Raw genomic sequence first — 16,406 nt, 5'->3', positions numbered from 1 at the left:
GCGTTGAATCGAAACTCAGACTTCCGCGCCGCCCCTTTCAAAACGCGAGCTTTGGGGCGCCATAAGCACCGTAATTCGGCCCAGCACCGCTCACCGTCGCGGAAATTCTGTATCCGGTCACAAAATGCCCCATGATGTACTTGCCACTTCCCCCGACGGACGCATCGATTGCAAACGGGGCAAACGCGACGATCGGTACATAGGACGAACTCGAACTATTTGTGACGACAGGCATTAGCACGGTCGCACCTACCGGCACCGAGCCGTATAAAGCCGTCTTCGCGCCAGGAGCAAGGTAGACGCTATTTCCGATGCTGAGCTGGGTTGGATTACCCGTCTGCATCAGACCTGCGAGTGTTGGCACGTCGTTCGCATTGACGAGAAATGATGTCCAGGTACCAGCAGTGCAAGACGAGCCGTACACTTGCCCGTTCGTGATGATGAGTTCGTACGGAATGTTCGTCAGCGGGTAATAGAGCGGCTCATTGGTCGCCGAATTCCAGTATTGGTTAAAGATGCATTGATCCAGCGCGATCGGAAACACCCCTCCTGCACCGATCGCCCCTGGCGAAGTCACGACGGCAACCGCGGTCGCGCTCCCTGGCGTGCTCGAGATCCCCAGCAGGCCTCCCAGCAAGAGCGGAATATTGCCGCCGTTCACATTGGCCTTCCGCGATACCGTGACCTGTACAGCGGGCGCATCGTACGTGCCAGGTGTAATCGTGGTCGCCTGCATTCCATAGGGTGTTCGTGTCAAATTCCAATAGCCGGCCGTAACCGTGCCGGTCGATAGCTGAACGCCTGCTGCCGTGTTGAGCGCCACTGCCTGGTTCGCCGCCGTGGCCGCTTGCGACCAGTTCAGTGACGCCCCACCGGACGCCAAGGATCTGGCGCCCGCTAGCGCAGCCGCATCGGCCGCGTTCTGCAACTGATTGCTGACAACCGCAACCCACGCAACGTCGACGGCCAACGCACCGAACATCAGTAGCGGAATCAGGAACAGCAAGAAGAAGAGCGCAACCGATCCGCACTCTCGCTCGCTCGACACCGGGTTCTGGTTGAGGTCAAGTGTGTTGCTGGCCCCGCATGGGACACGTCGCATGAATTGCAGCTCCCATTGTTCACGATCGCGCCGGAGACAACGTATCGAGCGATTCATTCAACAATCCGGGCAACCCGATGAATAACAGAAATTAAAGACCATATACCCACGAAGCACGGTTGCGACCAATACTCATCAAATTATCGATGTATAGTCAACATCTCGGCTTTTTTCAAGAAATGCACCATTCAGCCAAGTCAAATCGAAGCAAAAAAGAAGGCCGCGCCGGCTCCACAGCACACGGCCCAAACGAGGGTTGTTTAATTTCTCAGATAGATTGCGCAATTCCTCCAAACACTCAATCCGTAGTTAAATGTTTTACAGATCCCAAGCCAGCAACCGACAAAATTCCCACGACAGCCAAAGGCGCCACCGTTGATTTATAGCCCACAAGCTCAATTGCGAGCATGAAGATATAAATCAACAAGTGGCAAAATTTCATAAACCACCAGAAAAAGCACCGAGAAAATACTCAGCGCCACCAGGCCATGAAACAGCGACACTCTCTTCCGCGCCATCTTTTTGCCAAAAGGGTCTTCGGAACCACAAATTCGACAACGAATTGAACTACCTCTCAACAGACTATTGCAATGGATACAAGATTTTGTGAGCGCATGAGGTTCAACCTGCCCGCGAGATTCAGATAGATCATTATCCACCTCACACCTCCGACAATCCCAAATAAAATAGTCACGTGGCGGACACAGGTACTAGACGCGGCTTTGTCAGGCTATAAGAAATAGTCCCGAAAATTGAACTGAGATTAGCGACGCCACCATTTGAATTAGTACAGGTATCAGAATAAAAGTAAGCCGGGCCAGTAGCGATTGATTGCATCGTTGCGCATGGCGACAAAGGATCGCTTCCGTCGCTGCAGGTAGACGATGCACTACCGCCACCGATATATGCCACGGTGTATATGAGCGTCCCCGCTCCTTTCGCGGTGGCTGCAGTGTTTATCGCCGCCTGGCACTCCGATCCATAGCTCGACTTATATGTCGTACCCAGTTGTGTTTGGCTTGACGACGCATCGCCGTCGCTCAATAAAATGATGACGTTTTGACCGGGCGGATGCTGCGTCGAGGACAGGGACTGCAACGACTGCTGTGCAGCGGCGATGGCCTGCGCATAGAAAGTCCCTAGTCCGCCAGGGGCGGCGAGGCCGCTGCATGAGCCGCCACCGAGGGCCTGGATCAGCCCCGAGCTGGTATTGGCACTGCCACTGCTACCCAGGAATCCCGTTCCCAGTTTGCTGTATTGGTAACCGGAACTTGCTGCCGCAGAATAGCTTCCCGCGATGCCGGGAGCACTACTACCACACGAGAACGAGTAGTTGGAGGACATGGGAGGAAACGCCATCAACCCCACGTTATCCCCAGCATTCGTGAGCGTCGTAAGGAGCTGCAAGGCGGCGGCTTTTGCGCATGCGAGACGTGTTTGCACCACGCCCTTCGAATTCTTGCAATTGCTGTCGTTGGTGTTCATCGACCCAGTCGTATCGAGGATGATCATCACGTTGTACTGCGCCGGTCCGCCCGCACCACCGGCGGCTGCGGTCGACGTCGCGGAGACGGTCGTCGTCTTGATACCGAACACGCGCGCAAAGAACGTTGGAACGCTCGCCTTTTGCGTCACTTGAATGCCGTTATAGCCGGATACCGCCTGTTTGTAGGGAAGCTGAATACTTGACAGAGTCAGCCCGGTTACGGACGTTGAGCTGACGGTGGCCCCACCTGGAAGTTGGTTGGCCTGGCCTGCCGAGTAGGCGACTGCGTCGCTATACGCGGTATTCCACGACTGACTCCAGAGATCGGTCGCACCGGCGAGTGCCGCCGCGTCCGTGGCCGCCTGCAAGCGCCGTTGCGCGTAGATCGAATACCCGACATCGACGCAAATTGCGGCAAAGCCCAGAATAGCGATCAAAGATGCCGCAACGACGATGACGACTGCACCGCGCTGATGACGAACTGTCCTGCCACGTGGTTTTGAAGTATTCATGCCGCTCCCCTTTTTTCCTTTTTTGGTCTATCGTCATTGCGCACGCGCGGTAACAGTTGCAGCCAGCAGTGACGGCATCATCGATTTCAAGTTGAGATAATTCCCGAGGACAACAGGATTGAAACCGGAATAATTCACGCTGACTGCGACGGGCACGTTGACTGCCGCGCTCGAGGCCGGAGCAAGATCAGCAGCACAACCCGCGTCGTCCGTACATGCAATGCCATTGACGGTTGCGGAAATCGTGATGCTGCTTTGGCTCAGGAATGAAGCAGCCGCTTTTGCTTGCGCCAATGTTGTGGTGTACGGCGTTGTCGTGCCTCTCTGCGAAGCGAACGTTCGCGCCGCGGATGAAGCAGCGTTGCCAACCGCCAGATAATTAACGAGAAGCCATCCGAACTGCGCGATACCCAATAGCACCAAAAGAATGACCGGCATCATCACCGCCATTTCGATGGCCGCAGATCCCTCTTGAGATTTCATGGTGTCAGCCCTCTCGCGAAATTACTGAATTACCTCAGTCATCGTCGATGTAATGTTTTTCGGCATGAGATTAGCCAATGAGCCCCAGGATCCGGAATACAACGGGCTGAATGCATGGGCAATTGTTACCGTCACAGTTGAGCCGGCCGCCAGCGCATTGGCCATCGTCCCTAATGCGGCTTGGCAGGTCGAATCCGACGTACAAGGCGACCCGTTCACGGAAGTCGAAATATTAATCCCGGTACGGATTGGACCTAGCGCATTTGTAATGCTGGATACCGTGTCGGAATACGGCGTCGAAAATCCGCGTTCGGAGGCAAGTTGATGCGCACCGACCGACGTCGCGTACGTTACGATAATGAAATTCGAAATCATCCACGAGAACTGTGCGATTCCAAGAAGTATCAGCAACAGAACCGGGAGCAATAGCGAAAATTCAACCGTCACAACTCCCCGCTGTTTTCTTTTTCGCATGACGGTCCCCGTTTGATGTTTGAAGGTGATGCGTGGATTCTTGGACCACATTCACGCTATCGATCTACAACTAGGCCGACCGGTTCCATGCCAGATTCGTGCCAGTGCGCGCCGCTCAAGGAAACGCAACGCCCAGGTGTCGTGCGAATCAGCCCTCAGCCTCGCCTTGTTTCAGGTCTGAAACGCGTTTTCCGGAAGCGTCGATGCGTGGGGAACGCCGACTGAAAGAGACCGCGAATCTCCACAAGCAAGCCAGTGGCTGGGCCGAGATAACGCGAAAGCTATTTGACAGGATTCGAGCATGCGGCCGGCTGACCGAACACCCTAGACGCATCGCGACGCAGCCAGGGAAAAATCTGCGTCCAGCCGGGGGCGATGTTTCAACGCCGAAACGTTAGTGGCCTTGCACGCAAACACGCTTCGATGCGGCGAACATACGAATATCGGACGATCGGAACAATCACCGTCCGACTCCTTCATCTTTAGAACAAGCCCGCGAGTTGGATCGGCGAGCGTTTCCCGGATCGTCTGCATTAGCCACTCGAACACCTGCCGGCTCGTCAACGCCCATTTGAACGGGCGCACGAACGCCTCCGGGTGGTGCTGCACGACACGATACAGATTGATCAATTCGCCACTGACATCGTTGACCACCTCGACCTTTGCTGGCGGTCGAAGGAAGTACAACCCGGCCCCGCCCGCGAATACCTCGACGTAGCGGTCATGCGCCGGGAAAAGCGGGATGACACGACGCGGATAATCGAGAATTGCATCCAGCGTCGTTGAAATCATCTCCCGCGATTCGACTACATCCGCCGGCACGATGCAGGCATCGAGCCATTGGCCAGGGCGAGCGTCATGCGCGTCGCCCTCTTCTTCGGATTGGAGCGTCAGGGAAAACGGCTTGGGAGGAGCTTCAAACGTCGGATGATGTATTCCCACGTTCCAGAGGGGCGCAATCGCTTGGTCGCCATGTACTGACGCGAACCCACCTATACGGCCAAAGAGCCGACTTCGGTGTGCTTACGCGTGTTTCTTGAGTGGTTAGAGGCGACTTCGTACCACTCCAGGCGACTTTCTGACAAGGACGAAGCGGAGCCGGAAAAAGAAAAAGCCCTGATTTCTCAGGGCTTTTTCTCTTCTTACTTGGAGGCGCGAGCCGGAGTCGAACCGGCCTAAACGGCTTTGCAGGCCGCTGCATAACCGCTTTGCTATCGCGCCAAAAGCGGACTGTCCGGATGCCGTGAGGCAAGCGACAGATTTTTTATTCGAGGACCGAAAGTCCATCAAATAAAAAGGGAAGCGTGGCTTCCCCATTACTTGGAGCGGGAGACGAGTCTCGAACTCGCGACCTCAACCTTGGCAAGGTTGCGCTCTACCAACTGAGCTACTCCCGCATTGTCCTGCATCTGCAGCGCTTTGCCGTACAACACGCTGCCAGAAAAATCTGGAGCGGGAGACGAGTCTCGAACTCGCGACCTCAACCTTGGCAAGGTTGCGCTCTACCAACTGAGCTACTCCCGCATGTGTCCTGCATCTGCAGCGCTTTGCCGTATAACACGCTGCCAGAAAAAATCTGGAGCGGGAGACGAGTCTCGAACTCGCGACCTCAACCTTGGCAAGGTTGCGCTCTACCAACTGAGCTACTCCCGCGTATCACTACGCTGCTGCTTCCCCGTCACACACTTACTTCGTCGTGCAGCGGAGAAGCGAGATTATGTCGAAGGCACATTCGTGTGTCAAGGGCTTTTCCAGCCCTTTTTACAAAAACCTGCTCGACCGGACGCATCACGCACCGCCGCGCTCCCGAATTTGCGGCCACGCGAGCTTCATGTAGTACAGCATCGACCAGATCGTCAGCACCGCGGCGAGATACATCAGCCATTCGCCCCACACACGCGTGTCGATCGTCACGACGCCGAGCGGCAGCGGCCCATAGAACAGCAGCATCGGAATCGCGACCATCTGGCATGCGGTCTTGAACTTGCCGAGCTGGTTCACCGCGACGCTCTTCGACGCGCCGATCTGTGCCATCCACTCGCGCAGCGCCGAAATCGCGATCTCGCGGCCGACGATCACGAGTGCGATCGCCGCGTCGACCCGTGAAATCTGCACGAGGATCAGCAGCGCGGCCGTCACCATCAGCTTGTCCGCCACCGGATCGAGAAATGCACCGAACGACGACGTCTGGTTCCACTTGCGGGCGAGATAGCCGTCGAACCAGTCGGTCAGTGCCGCAAGTATGAAGATCGCCGCCGCCGCGAGATTGCGGTGCGCGCCGCCCATCACCGTGTCCGGCAGATAGAACACGCCGACGACGAGCGGAATCAGCACGATCCGTACCCACGTCAGGAAAATCGGGAAATTGAACGGCATGGCATGCGGGACAGTAAAGGATTCGCAATTGTGCCGTGTCGACCGGCCTGCCACAAGAACGCTGGCAACGCAGCCGGCCGCACGGCCGCGTCAGTGAAGCTGCTTGTAGATCTGCTCGGCGAGCGCGTGCGAGATGCCCTCGACGCTCGCGAGTTCCTCGACGCTCGCGGCAACCACGCCGCGCAACCCGCCGAATCGCGCGAGCAGCCGCTGCCGGCGCTTCGCGCCGACGCCCTCGAGTTCCTCGAGCCGCGACGTCTGGCGCGCCTTCGCCCGCTTTGCACGCATGCCGGTGATCGCGAAGCGGTGCGCCTCGTCGCGGATCTGCGCGACGAGCATCAGCGCGGCGCTCTCCTTGCCGAGCTCGAGCGGCGTGCGGCCGTCCGCGAACACAAGCGTCTCGAGGCCGACCTTGCGCCCCTCGCCTTTCGCGACGCCAACCAGCATCGACATGTCGAGACCGAGCTCGGTGAATACCTGGCGCGCGATTTCGACCTGACCCTTGCCGCCGTCGATCAGCACGATGTTCGGCAGCAGGCTCGACGCCTCGGCCTGGCGCGTCGACTCGCCGTCGATGCCGGCCGCGTCGTCGGCGGCAGCCGCCTGCGCGGCCTGCTCGACCATCTTCTCGTAGCGGCGCGTGAGCACCTGCCGCATCGCCGCGTAGTCGTCGCCCGGCGTGATCCCGGTGATGTTGTAGCGGCGGTATTCGCCCGACTGCATCTTGTGATGGTGGTAGACCACGCACGACGCCTGCGTCGCCTCGCCCATCGTATGGCTGATGTCGAAGCATTCGATCCGCAGCGTCGCGAGATCGTCGCATTCGTAGCTGAGCGTTTCCGCGAGCGCACGCGTGCGCGCCTGCTGCGAGCCCTGCTCGGACAGCAACCGCATGAGCGCGATCTGCGCATTCTGTTCAGCCATCGACAGCCACGCACGCCGCTGCCCCTGCGGCTGCCGCACCAGCGACACCTTGTGGCCGGCCTGCTCGGACAGCAGCTCGAGCAGGTCGCGGCTCGCGGGCGCATGGCTCACGACCAGCACCGGCGGCACGCGATTGCCGAGATAGTGCTGCGCGATGAACGCGTCGAGCACCTCGGCCTCGACCGACGCCGCCGCATCGCTGCGCGCGCGGCCGGTTTCTTCCGCGGGCAGGTCGGGCATGGCGGAGGCGGCCGCATCGGCCGCCTCCGCCACCTCGGACTCGTCGCCGAGACCGCCCTCGGCGAGCGTCAGCGCGCTTTCGACGTGCGTCGGGAAATACGCCTTGTCGCCGAGATGCCGGCCGCCGCGCACCATCGCGAGGTTCACGCACACGCGCCCGCCCTGCGCGACGACGGCCAGGATGTCGACGTCGCTGTCGCTGCCGACCTCGATCGCCTGCTGGTGCAGCACTGTCGCGAGCGAGCTCATCTGGTTGCGCACGGCCGCCGCCTGCTCGAATTTCAGTTCGGCCGCGAACGCGTGCATCTTCTGCTCGAGCTCCTTCATCACTTCGGACTGCCGGCCGAGCAGGAAACGCGCGGCGTTCGATACGTCGATCGCGTAATCCTCGTCGGAGATCGCGCCGACGCACGGCGCCGTGCAGCGCCCGATCTGGTGCAGCAGGCACGGCCGCGTGCGGTTGTTGAAGACCGAATCCTCGCAGGTGCGCAACTGGAACACGCGCTGCAGGATCTGGATGCTCTCGCGCACGGCCCAGGCGCTCGGGAACGGCCCGAAATACTGGTTCTGCTTGTCGACCGAGCCGCGGTAGTAGGCCATCCGCGGAAAGCGGTGTGCGGTGAGCTTCAGGTACGGATACGACTTGTCGTCGCGAAACAGGATGTTGTAGCGCGGCGCGAGCGCCTTGATCAGGTTGTTCTCGAGCAGCAGCGCCTCGGCCTCCGAGCGCGTGACGGTCGTCTCGATACGCGCGATGCGCGTGACCATCATCGCGATGCGCGGCGACAGCTGCGTCTTCGTGAAATAGCTCGATACGCGCTTCTTCAGGTCGCGCGCCTTGCCGACATAGAGCACGGCACCCGCCGTGTCGTAATAGCGATAGACGCCCGGCATGTGCGGCAACTGCGCAAGGATCTTCTTCGGTTCGAACGGAGTATCGGAAGCTTCTGGGGATGTCATGCGTGATCCGGGCGCCTTGTAACGCGGAACGGGTCTATTAGAATCGCCAGTTTAGAGCATTCACCGGCCCGCTTCGATGCCCCGCACCACCGCCCCCCTGCCCGCCGCGCCGCTCGCGCCGGGCGAACCGATCGCCTGCGACCTCTTCTGTACGGTAATCGACAATTTCGGCGACATCGGCGTCTGCTGGCGCGTCGCGCGCCAGCTCGCGCACGAGCACGGCTGGCAGGTTCGCCTGTTCGTCGACGACCTGCGCACCTTCGCGCGCCTGCTGCCCGGGGTCGATCCCGACGCGGGGCGGCAGACGGTCGATGCGATCGTGATCGAGCACTGGCATGCGGAAGCCGGCGACGCGCTGGAGATCGCCGACGTCGTGATCGAAGCATTCGCGTGCGAGCTGCCCGGCGCGTATCTCGCGGCGATGGCGCGCCGGGCGCGTCGCCCCGTGTGGATCAACCTCGAATACCTGAGCGCCGAGGACTGGGTCGCCGATTTCCATCTGCGGCCATCGCCGCATCCGCGCTATCCGCTGCTGAAGACGTTTTTCTTCCCCGGCCTGTCGGCAGGCACCGGCGGCGTCCTGAAGGAGCACGACCTCGATGCGCGCCGCACGGCCTTCGAAACCGACACGGCGGCACGCGACGCCTGGTGGCAGCGCGCGACCGGCGGCGCGCCGCCGGCCGCCGGCACGACGGTCGTCAGCCTGTTCGCGTACGAGAATCCGGCCGTCGATGCGCTGCTCGCGCAGTGGCGCGACGGCCCGTCGCCGGTCGTCGCACTCGTGCCGGCCGGCCGCGTGTCGCCGGCCGTCGCCCGTTTTTTCGGGGTCGAGTCATTCGGCGCGGGCACGCATGCGCGCAGCGGTAACCTGGCGGCTCACGGGCTCGCGTTCGTCCCCCAGGCCGACTACGATCCGTTGCTGTGGGTGGCCGACATCAATTTCGTGCGCGGCGAGGATTCGTTCGTCCGCGCGCAGTGGGCACGCAAGCCGTTCGTGTGGCACATCTACCCGCAGGCCGACGACGTGCACCTGCCGAAGCTCGACGCCGCGCTCGCGCACCTGTCAGCCGGCCTCGCCGACGCGCCGCGCGCGGCGCTCGAGCGATTCTGGCACGCATGGAACGGCGTCGGCACGCCCGACTGGGCCGATTTCTGGCAGCACCGCGCCGCCCTGGACGCCAACGCGGCCCGCTGGGCCGATGCGCTCGCGGCCGTCGGCGATCTCGCCGGAAAGCTGGCGGAATACGCAAAATCTCAGTTAAAATAAGCGGTTATCCGACGGCTGACCAGGCAAGCGCTCGCTTTTGGCGTCCACCGGAAAAGTAAGCTTGGCGCCTCACCCGTTGCGCAACGCTCAGGCACCTATTTATTTGATTTGATCAGGACAGTTTTTTATGAAAACCGCACAGGAACTCCGCGTAGGCAACGTCGTGCAGATCGGCAGCGACGCATGGGTCATCGCCAAGGCCGAATACAACAAGTCGGGCCGTAACTCCGCCGTCGTCAAGATGAAGATGAAGAACCTGCTGACGAACGCAGGCCAGGAAGCGGTCTACAAGGCTGATGACAAGTTCGACGTCGTCGTGCTCGACCGCAAGGAAGTGACGTACTCGTACTTCGCCGATCCGATGTACGTGTTCATGGACGCCGACTACAACCAGTTCGAAGTCGAAGCGGAAATGATGGGCGAAGCGCTGAACTACCTCGAAGACGGCATGGCTTGCGAAGTCGTGTTCTACAACGAGAAGGCAATCTCGGTCGAACTGCCGACGGTCCTCGTTCGCGAGATCACCTACACGGAGCCGGCAGTCAAGGGCGACACGTCGTCGGGCAAGGTGCTGAAGAACGCCAAGCTCGCAACGGGCTTCGAACTGCAAGTGCCGCTGTTCTGCAACACCGGCGACAAGATCGAAATCGATACGCGTACGAACGAATACCGCAGCCGCGCGTAATCGCGAGCGATACCGCATCGAACAAAGCGCCCTTCGGGGCGCTTTTTGTTTGTCCGGCGCCAACAACCGGGCGGAAGTCAGGCTCATGTAAAGCACAAAATCCACCGGTAAAGATATTCAATTTGTATCATCGGTAACTGTTTTATAGCGCCGGAGAAATAATGCTCGTTACGCGTTCAGCGGGGCATAAAATCAGTTTTTAATCTGACATGCGGCTGCGGCCCCGTTGGCCGACAGCCCGCCTCTCTTGACTCGACTCGCGTCCACCATGCCACACGCCCTGATTGTCGAAGACGATCCCAACAGTCTGTCCGGCCTCACCGCGCTGCTCGCCGCGGACGGCTTCTCGGTCGACACGGCCACGTCGCTCGCCGAAGCGCGCACGGCGCTCGGCCGCTCGATTCCCGATGTCGTTCTCGTCGACCTGAACCTTCCGGACGGCAGCGGGTTCGACCTGCTCCAGCACCTGCCGCAGCAACAGCCGAACGGCTCGCTGCCCGTCATCGTGCTGACCGGCAACGCGACGGTCGAAAGTGCCATCGAGGGCCTGCGTCACGGTATCTGGGACTACCTGCTGAAGCCGATCAACATTCCGCGCCTGCGCAGCCTGCTCGCGCGGATTCCGCGCCCGTACGAACTGATCGACGAAGTGCAGTCGTTGCGCGCCTCGCTGCGCCATCTCGGCCGCTTCGGCGCGCTGGTCGGCCGCAGCGACGCGATGCAGCACGTGTACGACATGATCGAGCACAACGCGCGCACCGAAACGGCCGTCCTGTTCGCGGGCGAAGCCGGTACCGGCAAGAAGCTGGCCGCGCGCACGCTGCACGACCTGAGCCGGCGCCGCAAGGGGCCGTTCGTGTCGTTCGACTGCCGTACGATCGCACAGGCCGGCCGGCATGGCGCATCGCTCGACAGCGTACTGTTCGGCCATGAGCGCGGCGCGTTCGACGGTGCCGAGCGCCGTGAATCGGGCCTGTTCGAGCAGGCCGGCGGCGGCACGCTGTTCCTCGACGACATCACCTCGCTGCCGCTCGTGCTACAGGAAGCGCTGCTGCATGCGCTTGATTCGCAGAACTTCATGCGGATCGGCGGCACGAGCTCGATCACGAGCGATTTCCGGCTGATCGCGACCACGCGGCGCCCGGCGCGCGAAGCGGTCGCGAACGGCACGCTGCGCGAGGATCTCTGGTTGCGCCTCGATGCGGCGTCGATCACGATGCCGCCGCTGCGCGAGCGCGACGGCGACGCACTCGCGATCGCGGATGCGCTGATCGACGAACTGAACCGCGAAGCGCGTGCCACCGGCCGCAGCACGACCGACAAGCGCGCGGCGCCTGGCTTCGTGCGCGAGTGCCTGTCCTACGAATGGCCGGGCAACGTGCGCGAACTGCAGGAGCGCGTGCGCTTTGCGTACGACGCGTCGGGCGATTTCATCGAGACGCTGCGCGCGGGCGAACCGAGCTTCTCGGCCGGCGCCGCACTGAACGGCAGCAGCGTGCAGATCAAGGTCGGCACGCCGCTGTCCGACGTCGAGGATCTGCTGATCCGCGCGACGCTCGACGCAGTCGGCGGCACGCGCCACCGAGCGGCAACGCTGCTCGGCATCAGCCCGAAGACGCTGTACAACAAGCTGCAGCGGATGAAGGTGAACTGAGCAGGCGGCGATGCTCGAAGGCACTGGCAGGTGTCGACCGTTAGTTGCGCCTAAACTCGCTTCGTCAACCTGCTTGATTCCTGAGGCTGCTCGGTTCGTACCGGCAGCAATCCATAAAAAAGCCGCGCGATTGCGCGGCTCGTTGTTTCCGTGACCGGAACGGCGCAGACCGAACCGCCTCCTCCCCGCTCAGGCCAGTGCGCTGCTCAACAGCGCCTGCGCGTGCAGATACTCGGGCTGCGCGATCAGCTTCTCCCACTTGAGCGCCTTGCCACGCGCGCGCATCCGCTTGATGCGTCGCACCGACGCGTCCGTTGCCCGTGCTTTCAGCCCGTTCAGCACGACCTCAGCCGCATCTGGCTGGTTGCAGACGAGCACCATGTCGCAACCGGCCGCGAGCGCGGCGTCGGCCGCCTGCGTGAGCGTGCCGCCTTCGCGCGCGGCTTCCATCGACAGGTCGTCGCTGAAGATCGCACCGGTGAAGCCGAGCCGCCCGCGCAGGATGTCCTGCAGCCACACGCGCGAGAACCCGGCCGGCCGCTTGTCGACCTGCGTGTAGATCACGTGCGCGGGAATCACCGCGGACAGCGACAAGCCGAGCCAGTCGTACGGTGCGACGTCCTGCTTGAGAATCGCGTCGAGCGTACGGTCGTCGGTCGGCAACGCGACGTGCGAGTCGGCCTCCGCGAAGCCGTGCCCCGGAAAGTGCTTGCCGCAGTTCGCCATCCCGGCGAGCGACAGCCCGTGGTTCAGGCTCTTTGCGAGCAGCGTGACGACGCGCGGATCGCGATGGAACGCGCGGTCGCCGATCACTTTCGAGTGCCCGTAGTCGAGGTCGAGCACGGGCGTGAAGCTCATGTCGATTCCGCATGCACGCAGTTCGGCGGCCAGGATGTAGCCGACGGCGGTCGCGACCTTCGTCGCGAGCAGCACGTCGCGATCCCACAGCTCGCCGAGGCGGCGCATCGCGGGCAGCACCGTGAAGCCGTCGGTGCGGAACCGCTGCACGCGCCCGCCTTCGTGATCGACGGCGATCAGGATGTCTTCGCGCACCGCGCGAATCGAATCGGTCAGCGCGGTCAGTTGCGCACGGCTCTGGAAGTGCCGCGCGAACAGGATCACGCCGCCGGTATTCGGATGCGCGAGACGCCGCGCATCGTCGCGCGACAGGGCCGTGCCGACGACGTCGAGCATGACCGGGCCGGGAGTCGTTTTCATCGAATCGGGAATTCCGTCAGGAGGAGGTTCGGGAAACAGGGGCAGACACGGCGTCCGTCTCGGCGACCACGAACGACACCGCGTAGTCGCGTTCGTCGCTGACCGTCACGCGCGCCGTGATGCCACGGGCGGCAAGCCAGTCGGCCAGCTCGCCCGACGCAACCACGTACGGCTCGCCGCTCGGGTGGTTGAGGGTCTGCAGCGCACGCCACGTCATCGGCCAGTGCATGCCGAGCCCAATCGCCTTCGAGAACGCTTCCTTCGCGGAAAAGCGCGTCGCGAGGAACGCGATGCCGCGCGCCTCGGAGCGGGCTCGGCGCGCATGGAACACGCGCAGCTCGTCGGGGCCCAGCACCTTGTCGGCAAACCGGCCGCCCGTGCGTTCGAGCACGGCCGCGATGCGGCTCACCTGGGCGATATCGGTACCGATGCCGTAGATCGCCATGTCAGTACGCGCCGGTACCAACCGGCCGGGCCGGGTCAGGCATGACGCGCGAAGCGCGGCGGCACTTCATCGTCAACGCGCGCCGCCATGCAGCGCGGCAACGCGTGCGGCGACCATGATCGCCTTCATTTCGCGCACCGCGTTGTCCCAGCCCGCAAAAATCGCGTGCGCGACGATCGCGTGGCCGATGTTCAGTTCGACGATGCCGTCGATCGCGGCGATCTGCTGCACGTTCGTGTAGTGCAGCCCGTGACCGGCATTGACCTTCAGACCGAGTTGCGCGCCGGCCTGAACGCCCGCGACGATGCGCTCGTATTCGCGCTGCTGTTCGGCTTCGTCGTGCGCTTCGGCGTAACGGCCCGTATGCAGCTCGATCACCGGCGCGCCCGCTTCGTGCGCGGCACGGATCTGCGTCTCGTCCGGGTCGATGAACAGCGATACACGCACCCCCGCGTCGGCAAGCTGCTTGCATGCCGCACGTACGGCCTCGAAGTGGCCGGCGACATCGAGACCGCCTTCGGTCGTCAGTTCCTCGCGCTTCTCGGGGACGAGGCACGCGTCGTGCGGGCGCACTTCGCATGCGATATCGAGCATCTCGGCCGTCACCGCGCATTCGAGGTTCATGCGCGTCTTCAGCAGCGGGCGCAGCTTGCGCACATCCGCATCGACGATGTGGCGGCGATCCTCGCGCAGGTGCAGCGTGATCGCATCCGCACCCGCTTCCTCTGCGGCGAGCGCCGCGCGGACCGGATCGGGATAGGTCGTGCCGCGCGCATTGCGCAGCGTCGCGACGTGGTCGATGTTCACGCCGAGGTCGATGGCGGTGGGCGTTGTCAGGAAGAAGCTCATAGGTTCTGCAGGTCGATCAGGATCTGACGCGTGGCAAGCGGCGTACCGCCGAGATAGGTGTTCAGCAGGAAGCGCATCAGCGTCTTGCTTTGCGCAACCGTCTGGGCTCGATGGTAATCGTCCTGCTCCATATCGAGCAACGTCTGCCCGGAAATGACCGGCCAGTGCGATGGGACTTCATCGTCCGCATTGCGCACGCCGCGCTCGGGATCGAACACGTAACGACGGTCAGGCTCGACCGCGCGGCGCGCGACCGTGCGGTTCAGCGCCATCGCGTAGCCGGTCTCGCGCAGCAGCACGCGCTCGAACGAGCGCAGCACCTGCACCGCGGGCTCGCCGTGCGCGAGGCGCGTGAGGGTCAGCACGTAATGATTGAAAAGCGGCGGCTGAGGATCTTCGCGCGCGCAGAATTTCACGAGCAGTTCGTTCGCGTAGAAACCGCACAGCAAACCGTCGCCGCCGAGCGGCAGCATCCCGCCGACCCACTCGGCGCCCGTCAGCGTGCGCACTTCGGATTTGCCGGACCAGGACAGCAGCAGCGGCTGGAAGGTCTGCAGTACGCCGCGCAGCGCGGAGTGCGGGCGCTTCGCGCCCTTCGCGACGAGCGCGAGCCGGCCATGATCACGCGTCAGCACGTCGATGATCAGGCTCGTTTCCCGATACGGGTAACTGTGCAGCACGTACGCCGGTTGCTCGGCGACACGGAAATCGGACGTGCGAGACGTCGCGCGCCGCGCCTTGCGCGGCGGTTCAGGCGGTGCCGGCAGCGGCGCGTCGTTCGCGCCGGCCGTCACCGCGTCTTCAGTCGACGTCAGCGCGTCATTCGTACCCATAGGCGCGCAGCCCCGCCTCGTTGTCGGCCCAGCCGCTCTTCACCTTCACGAAGGTCTCGAGGTACACGGGGCCGTCGAACAGCTTCTCCATGTCCATCCGCGCCTCGGTGCTGATCTGCTTGAGCTTCTCGCCCTTCTTGCCGATCACCATCGCCTTGTGCGAATCGCGCTCGACGAGGATCGTCGCGAAGATACGCTTCAGGCGCCCTTCCTCTTCGAACTTGTCGATCAGCACGGTGCTCGTGTAAGGCAGTTCGTCACCGGTCCAGCGGAACACTTTCTCGCGCAGGATTTCGGCTGCGAGGAAACGCGAGCTGCGGTCGGTCAGTTCGTCCTCGCCGTAGATCGGCTCGCCTTCCGGCAGGTACGGCTTGATCGTGTCCAGCAGGCGCTTGATGTCTTCCGGGCGCTGTGCCGACAGCGGCACGAGCTCGGTGAATTCGCGCAGCGTGCTCATCTGCTGCATGAACGGAAACAGCGTCGCCTTGTCGGTCACGCGGTCGATCTTGTTCGCGATCAGCAGCGTCGGCATGCCGGGCGGGATCAGGTCGAGCACCTTCTGGTCGTCGGGCCCGAAGCGGCCGGCCTCGATCACGAACAGGATCACGTCGACCGACGTGAGCGTCGACGTGACCGCGCGGTTCAGCGAGCGGTTCAGCGCGGTGCTGTGACGGGTCTGGAATCCCGGCGTGTCGACGAACACGAATTGCGCGTCGTCGAACGTATTGATGCCGGTGATGCGGTGGCGGGTCGTCTGCGCCTTGCGCGACGTGATGCTGATCTTCTGGCCGACGAGTGCGTTCATCAACGTCGACTTGCCGACGTTCGGGCGGCCCACGATCGCGATCATGCCGCAACGGAAACCAGTAGGAGCGGGAGTGTTCATATCGTTTGGGAG

The 16,406-nt window shown here is 62.4% G+C and carries 14 protein-coding genes, 4 tRNA genes and 1 pseudogene; 3 read left to right on the top strand and 16 right to left on the bottom strand.

Annotated features, from left to right (window positions below):
• Positions 1-37: 37 nt before the first annotated feature.
• The 11 genes and pseudogenes from HWX39_RS09500 to uvrC form a co-directional block, all read right to left on the bottom strand.
• Positions 38-1,159, bottom strand: a complete 1,122-nt coding sequence (locus tag HWX39_RS09500) for a TadG family pilus assembly protein (RefSeq protein WP_279613071.1) — start codon at positions 1,157-1,159, stop codon at positions 38-40.
• A 633-nt stretch (positions 1,160-1,792) separates the two neighbouring features.
• Positions 1,793-3,100 (bottom strand): VWA domain-containing protein, encoded by a 1,308-nt coding sequence (locus tag HWX39_RS09495; RefSeq protein ID WP_175967260.1) that lies wholly within the window; start codon positions 3,098-3,100, stop codon positions 1,793-1,795.
• Between the two features lie 33 nt (positions 3,101-3,133).
• On the bottom strand, positions 3,134-3,583 hold the full coding sequence (locus HWX39_RS09490) for a TadE/TadG family type IV pilus assembly protein (RefSeq protein ID WP_175967258.1): 450 nt from the start codon (positions 3,581-3,583) through the stop codon (positions 3,134-3,136).
• Between the two features lie 21 nt (positions 3,584-3,604).
• Positions 3,605-4,108: a TadE/TadG family type IV pilus assembly protein gene (locus HWX39_RS09485; RefSeq protein ID WP_175967256.1), complete on the bottom strand. Its 504-nt coding sequence runs from the start codon at positions 4,106-4,108 to the stop codon at positions 3,605-3,607.
• Between the two features lie 459 nt (positions 4,109-4,567).
• Positions 4,568-4,849 (bottom strand): annotated as a pseudogene (locus HWX39_RS09480) (DNA adenine methylase); the annotation flags it as partial.
• A 355-nt stretch (positions 4,850-5,204) separates the two neighbouring features.
• Positions 5,205-5,278 (bottom strand) — tRNA-Cys (locus HWX39_RS09475).
• Positions 5,279-5,378: 100 nt separating this feature from the next.
• Positions 5,379-5,454 (bottom strand) — tRNA-Gly (locus HWX39_RS09470).
• Between the two features lie 51 nt (positions 5,455-5,505).
• Positions 5,506-5,581 (bottom strand) — tRNA-Gly (locus tag HWX39_RS09465).
• Positions 5,582-5,634: 53 nt separating this feature from the next.
• Positions 5,635-5,710 (bottom strand) — tRNA-Gly (locus HWX39_RS09460).
• Between the two features lie 135 nt (positions 5,711-5,845).
• Complete coding sequence (pgsA, locus tag HWX39_RS09455) at positions 5,846-6,433, bottom strand: CDP-diacylglycerol--glycerol-3-phosphate 3-phosphatidyltransferase (RefSeq protein WP_034186518.1); 588 nt, start codon at positions 6,431-6,433, stop codon at positions 5,846-5,848.
• A gap of 90 nt (positions 6,434-6,523) precedes the next feature.
• Positions 6,524-8,557: an excinuclease ABC subunit UvrC gene (uvrC, locus tag HWX39_RS09450; RefSeq protein WP_175967254.1), complete on the bottom strand. Its 2,034-nt coding sequence runs from the start codon at positions 8,555-8,557 to the stop codon at positions 6,524-6,526.
• Between the two features lie 76 nt (positions 8,558-8,633).
• On the opposite strand from uvrC, the gene earP reads away from it, so the two are divergent.
• The 3 genes from earP (at position 8,634) to HWX39_RS09435 (ending at position 12,163) form a co-directional block, all read left to right on the top strand.
• Positions 8,634-9,824: an elongation factor P maturation arginine rhamnosyltransferase EarP gene (earP, locus tag HWX39_RS09445; protein ID WP_175967252.1), complete on the top strand. Its 1,191-nt coding sequence runs from the start codon at positions 8,634-8,636 to the stop codon at positions 9,822-9,824.
• Positions 9,825-9,951: 127 nt separating this feature from the next.
• Complete coding sequence (gene efp, locus HWX39_RS09440) at positions 9,952-10,509, top strand: elongation factor P (protein WP_011351421.1); 558 nt, start codon at positions 9,952-9,954, stop codon at positions 10,507-10,509.
• 268 nt (positions 10,510-10,777) lie between these two features.
• Complete coding sequence (locus tag HWX39_RS09435; protein WP_175967250.1) at positions 10,778-12,163, top strand: sigma-54 dependent transcriptional regulator; 1,386 nt, start codon at positions 10,778-10,780, stop codon at positions 12,161-12,163.
• Between the two features lie 189 nt (positions 12,164-12,352).
• On the opposite strand, the gene nagZ is transcribed toward HWX39_RS09435, so the two are convergent.
• The 5 genes from nagZ to era all read right to left on the bottom strand — a co-directional run bounded on the left by nagZ (position 12,353) and on the right by era (position 16,394).
• Complete coding sequence (gene nagZ, locus HWX39_RS09430) at positions 12,353-13,381, bottom strand: beta-N-acetylhexosaminidase (RefSeq protein ID WP_175967248.1); 1,029 nt, start codon at positions 13,379-13,381, stop codon at positions 12,353-12,355.
• A 16-nt stretch (positions 13,382-13,397) separates the two neighbouring features.
• Complete coding sequence (gene acpS / locus HWX39_RS09425; protein WP_175967246.1) at positions 13,398-13,826, bottom strand: holo-ACP synthase; 429 nt, start codon at positions 13,824-13,826, stop codon at positions 13,398-13,400.
• Between the two features lie 72 nt (positions 13,827-13,898).
• A complete protein-coding gene (pdxJ, locus tag HWX39_RS09420) occupies positions 13,899-14,675 on the bottom strand; it encodes a pyridoxine 5'-phosphate synthase (RefSeq protein ID WP_175967244.1) in 777 nt (258 codons plus the stop codon).
• Positions 14,672-15,508, bottom strand: a complete 837-nt coding sequence (gene recO / locus HWX39_RS09415; protein ID WP_011351416.1) for a DNA repair protein RecO — start codon at positions 15,506-15,508, stop codon at positions 14,672-14,674. Before recO ends, pdxJ begins: the two co-directional genes overlap by 4 nt.
• Positions 15,495-16,394: a GTPase Era gene (gene era / locus HWX39_RS09410; protein ID WP_069256156.1), complete on the bottom strand. Its 900-nt coding sequence runs from the start codon at positions 16,392-16,394 to the stop codon at positions 15,495-15,497. Before era ends, recO begins: the two co-directional genes overlap by 14 nt.
• Positions 16,395-16,406 lie beyond the last annotated feature (12 nt).

This window comes from Burkholderia sp. BCC0322, assembly GCF_902833045.1.
Classification (GTDB): Bacteria; Pseudomonadota; Gammaproteobacteria; order Burkholderiales; family Burkholderiaceae; genus Burkholderia.
This window is presented reverse-complemented; position numbering and strand designations above follow the sequence as displayed.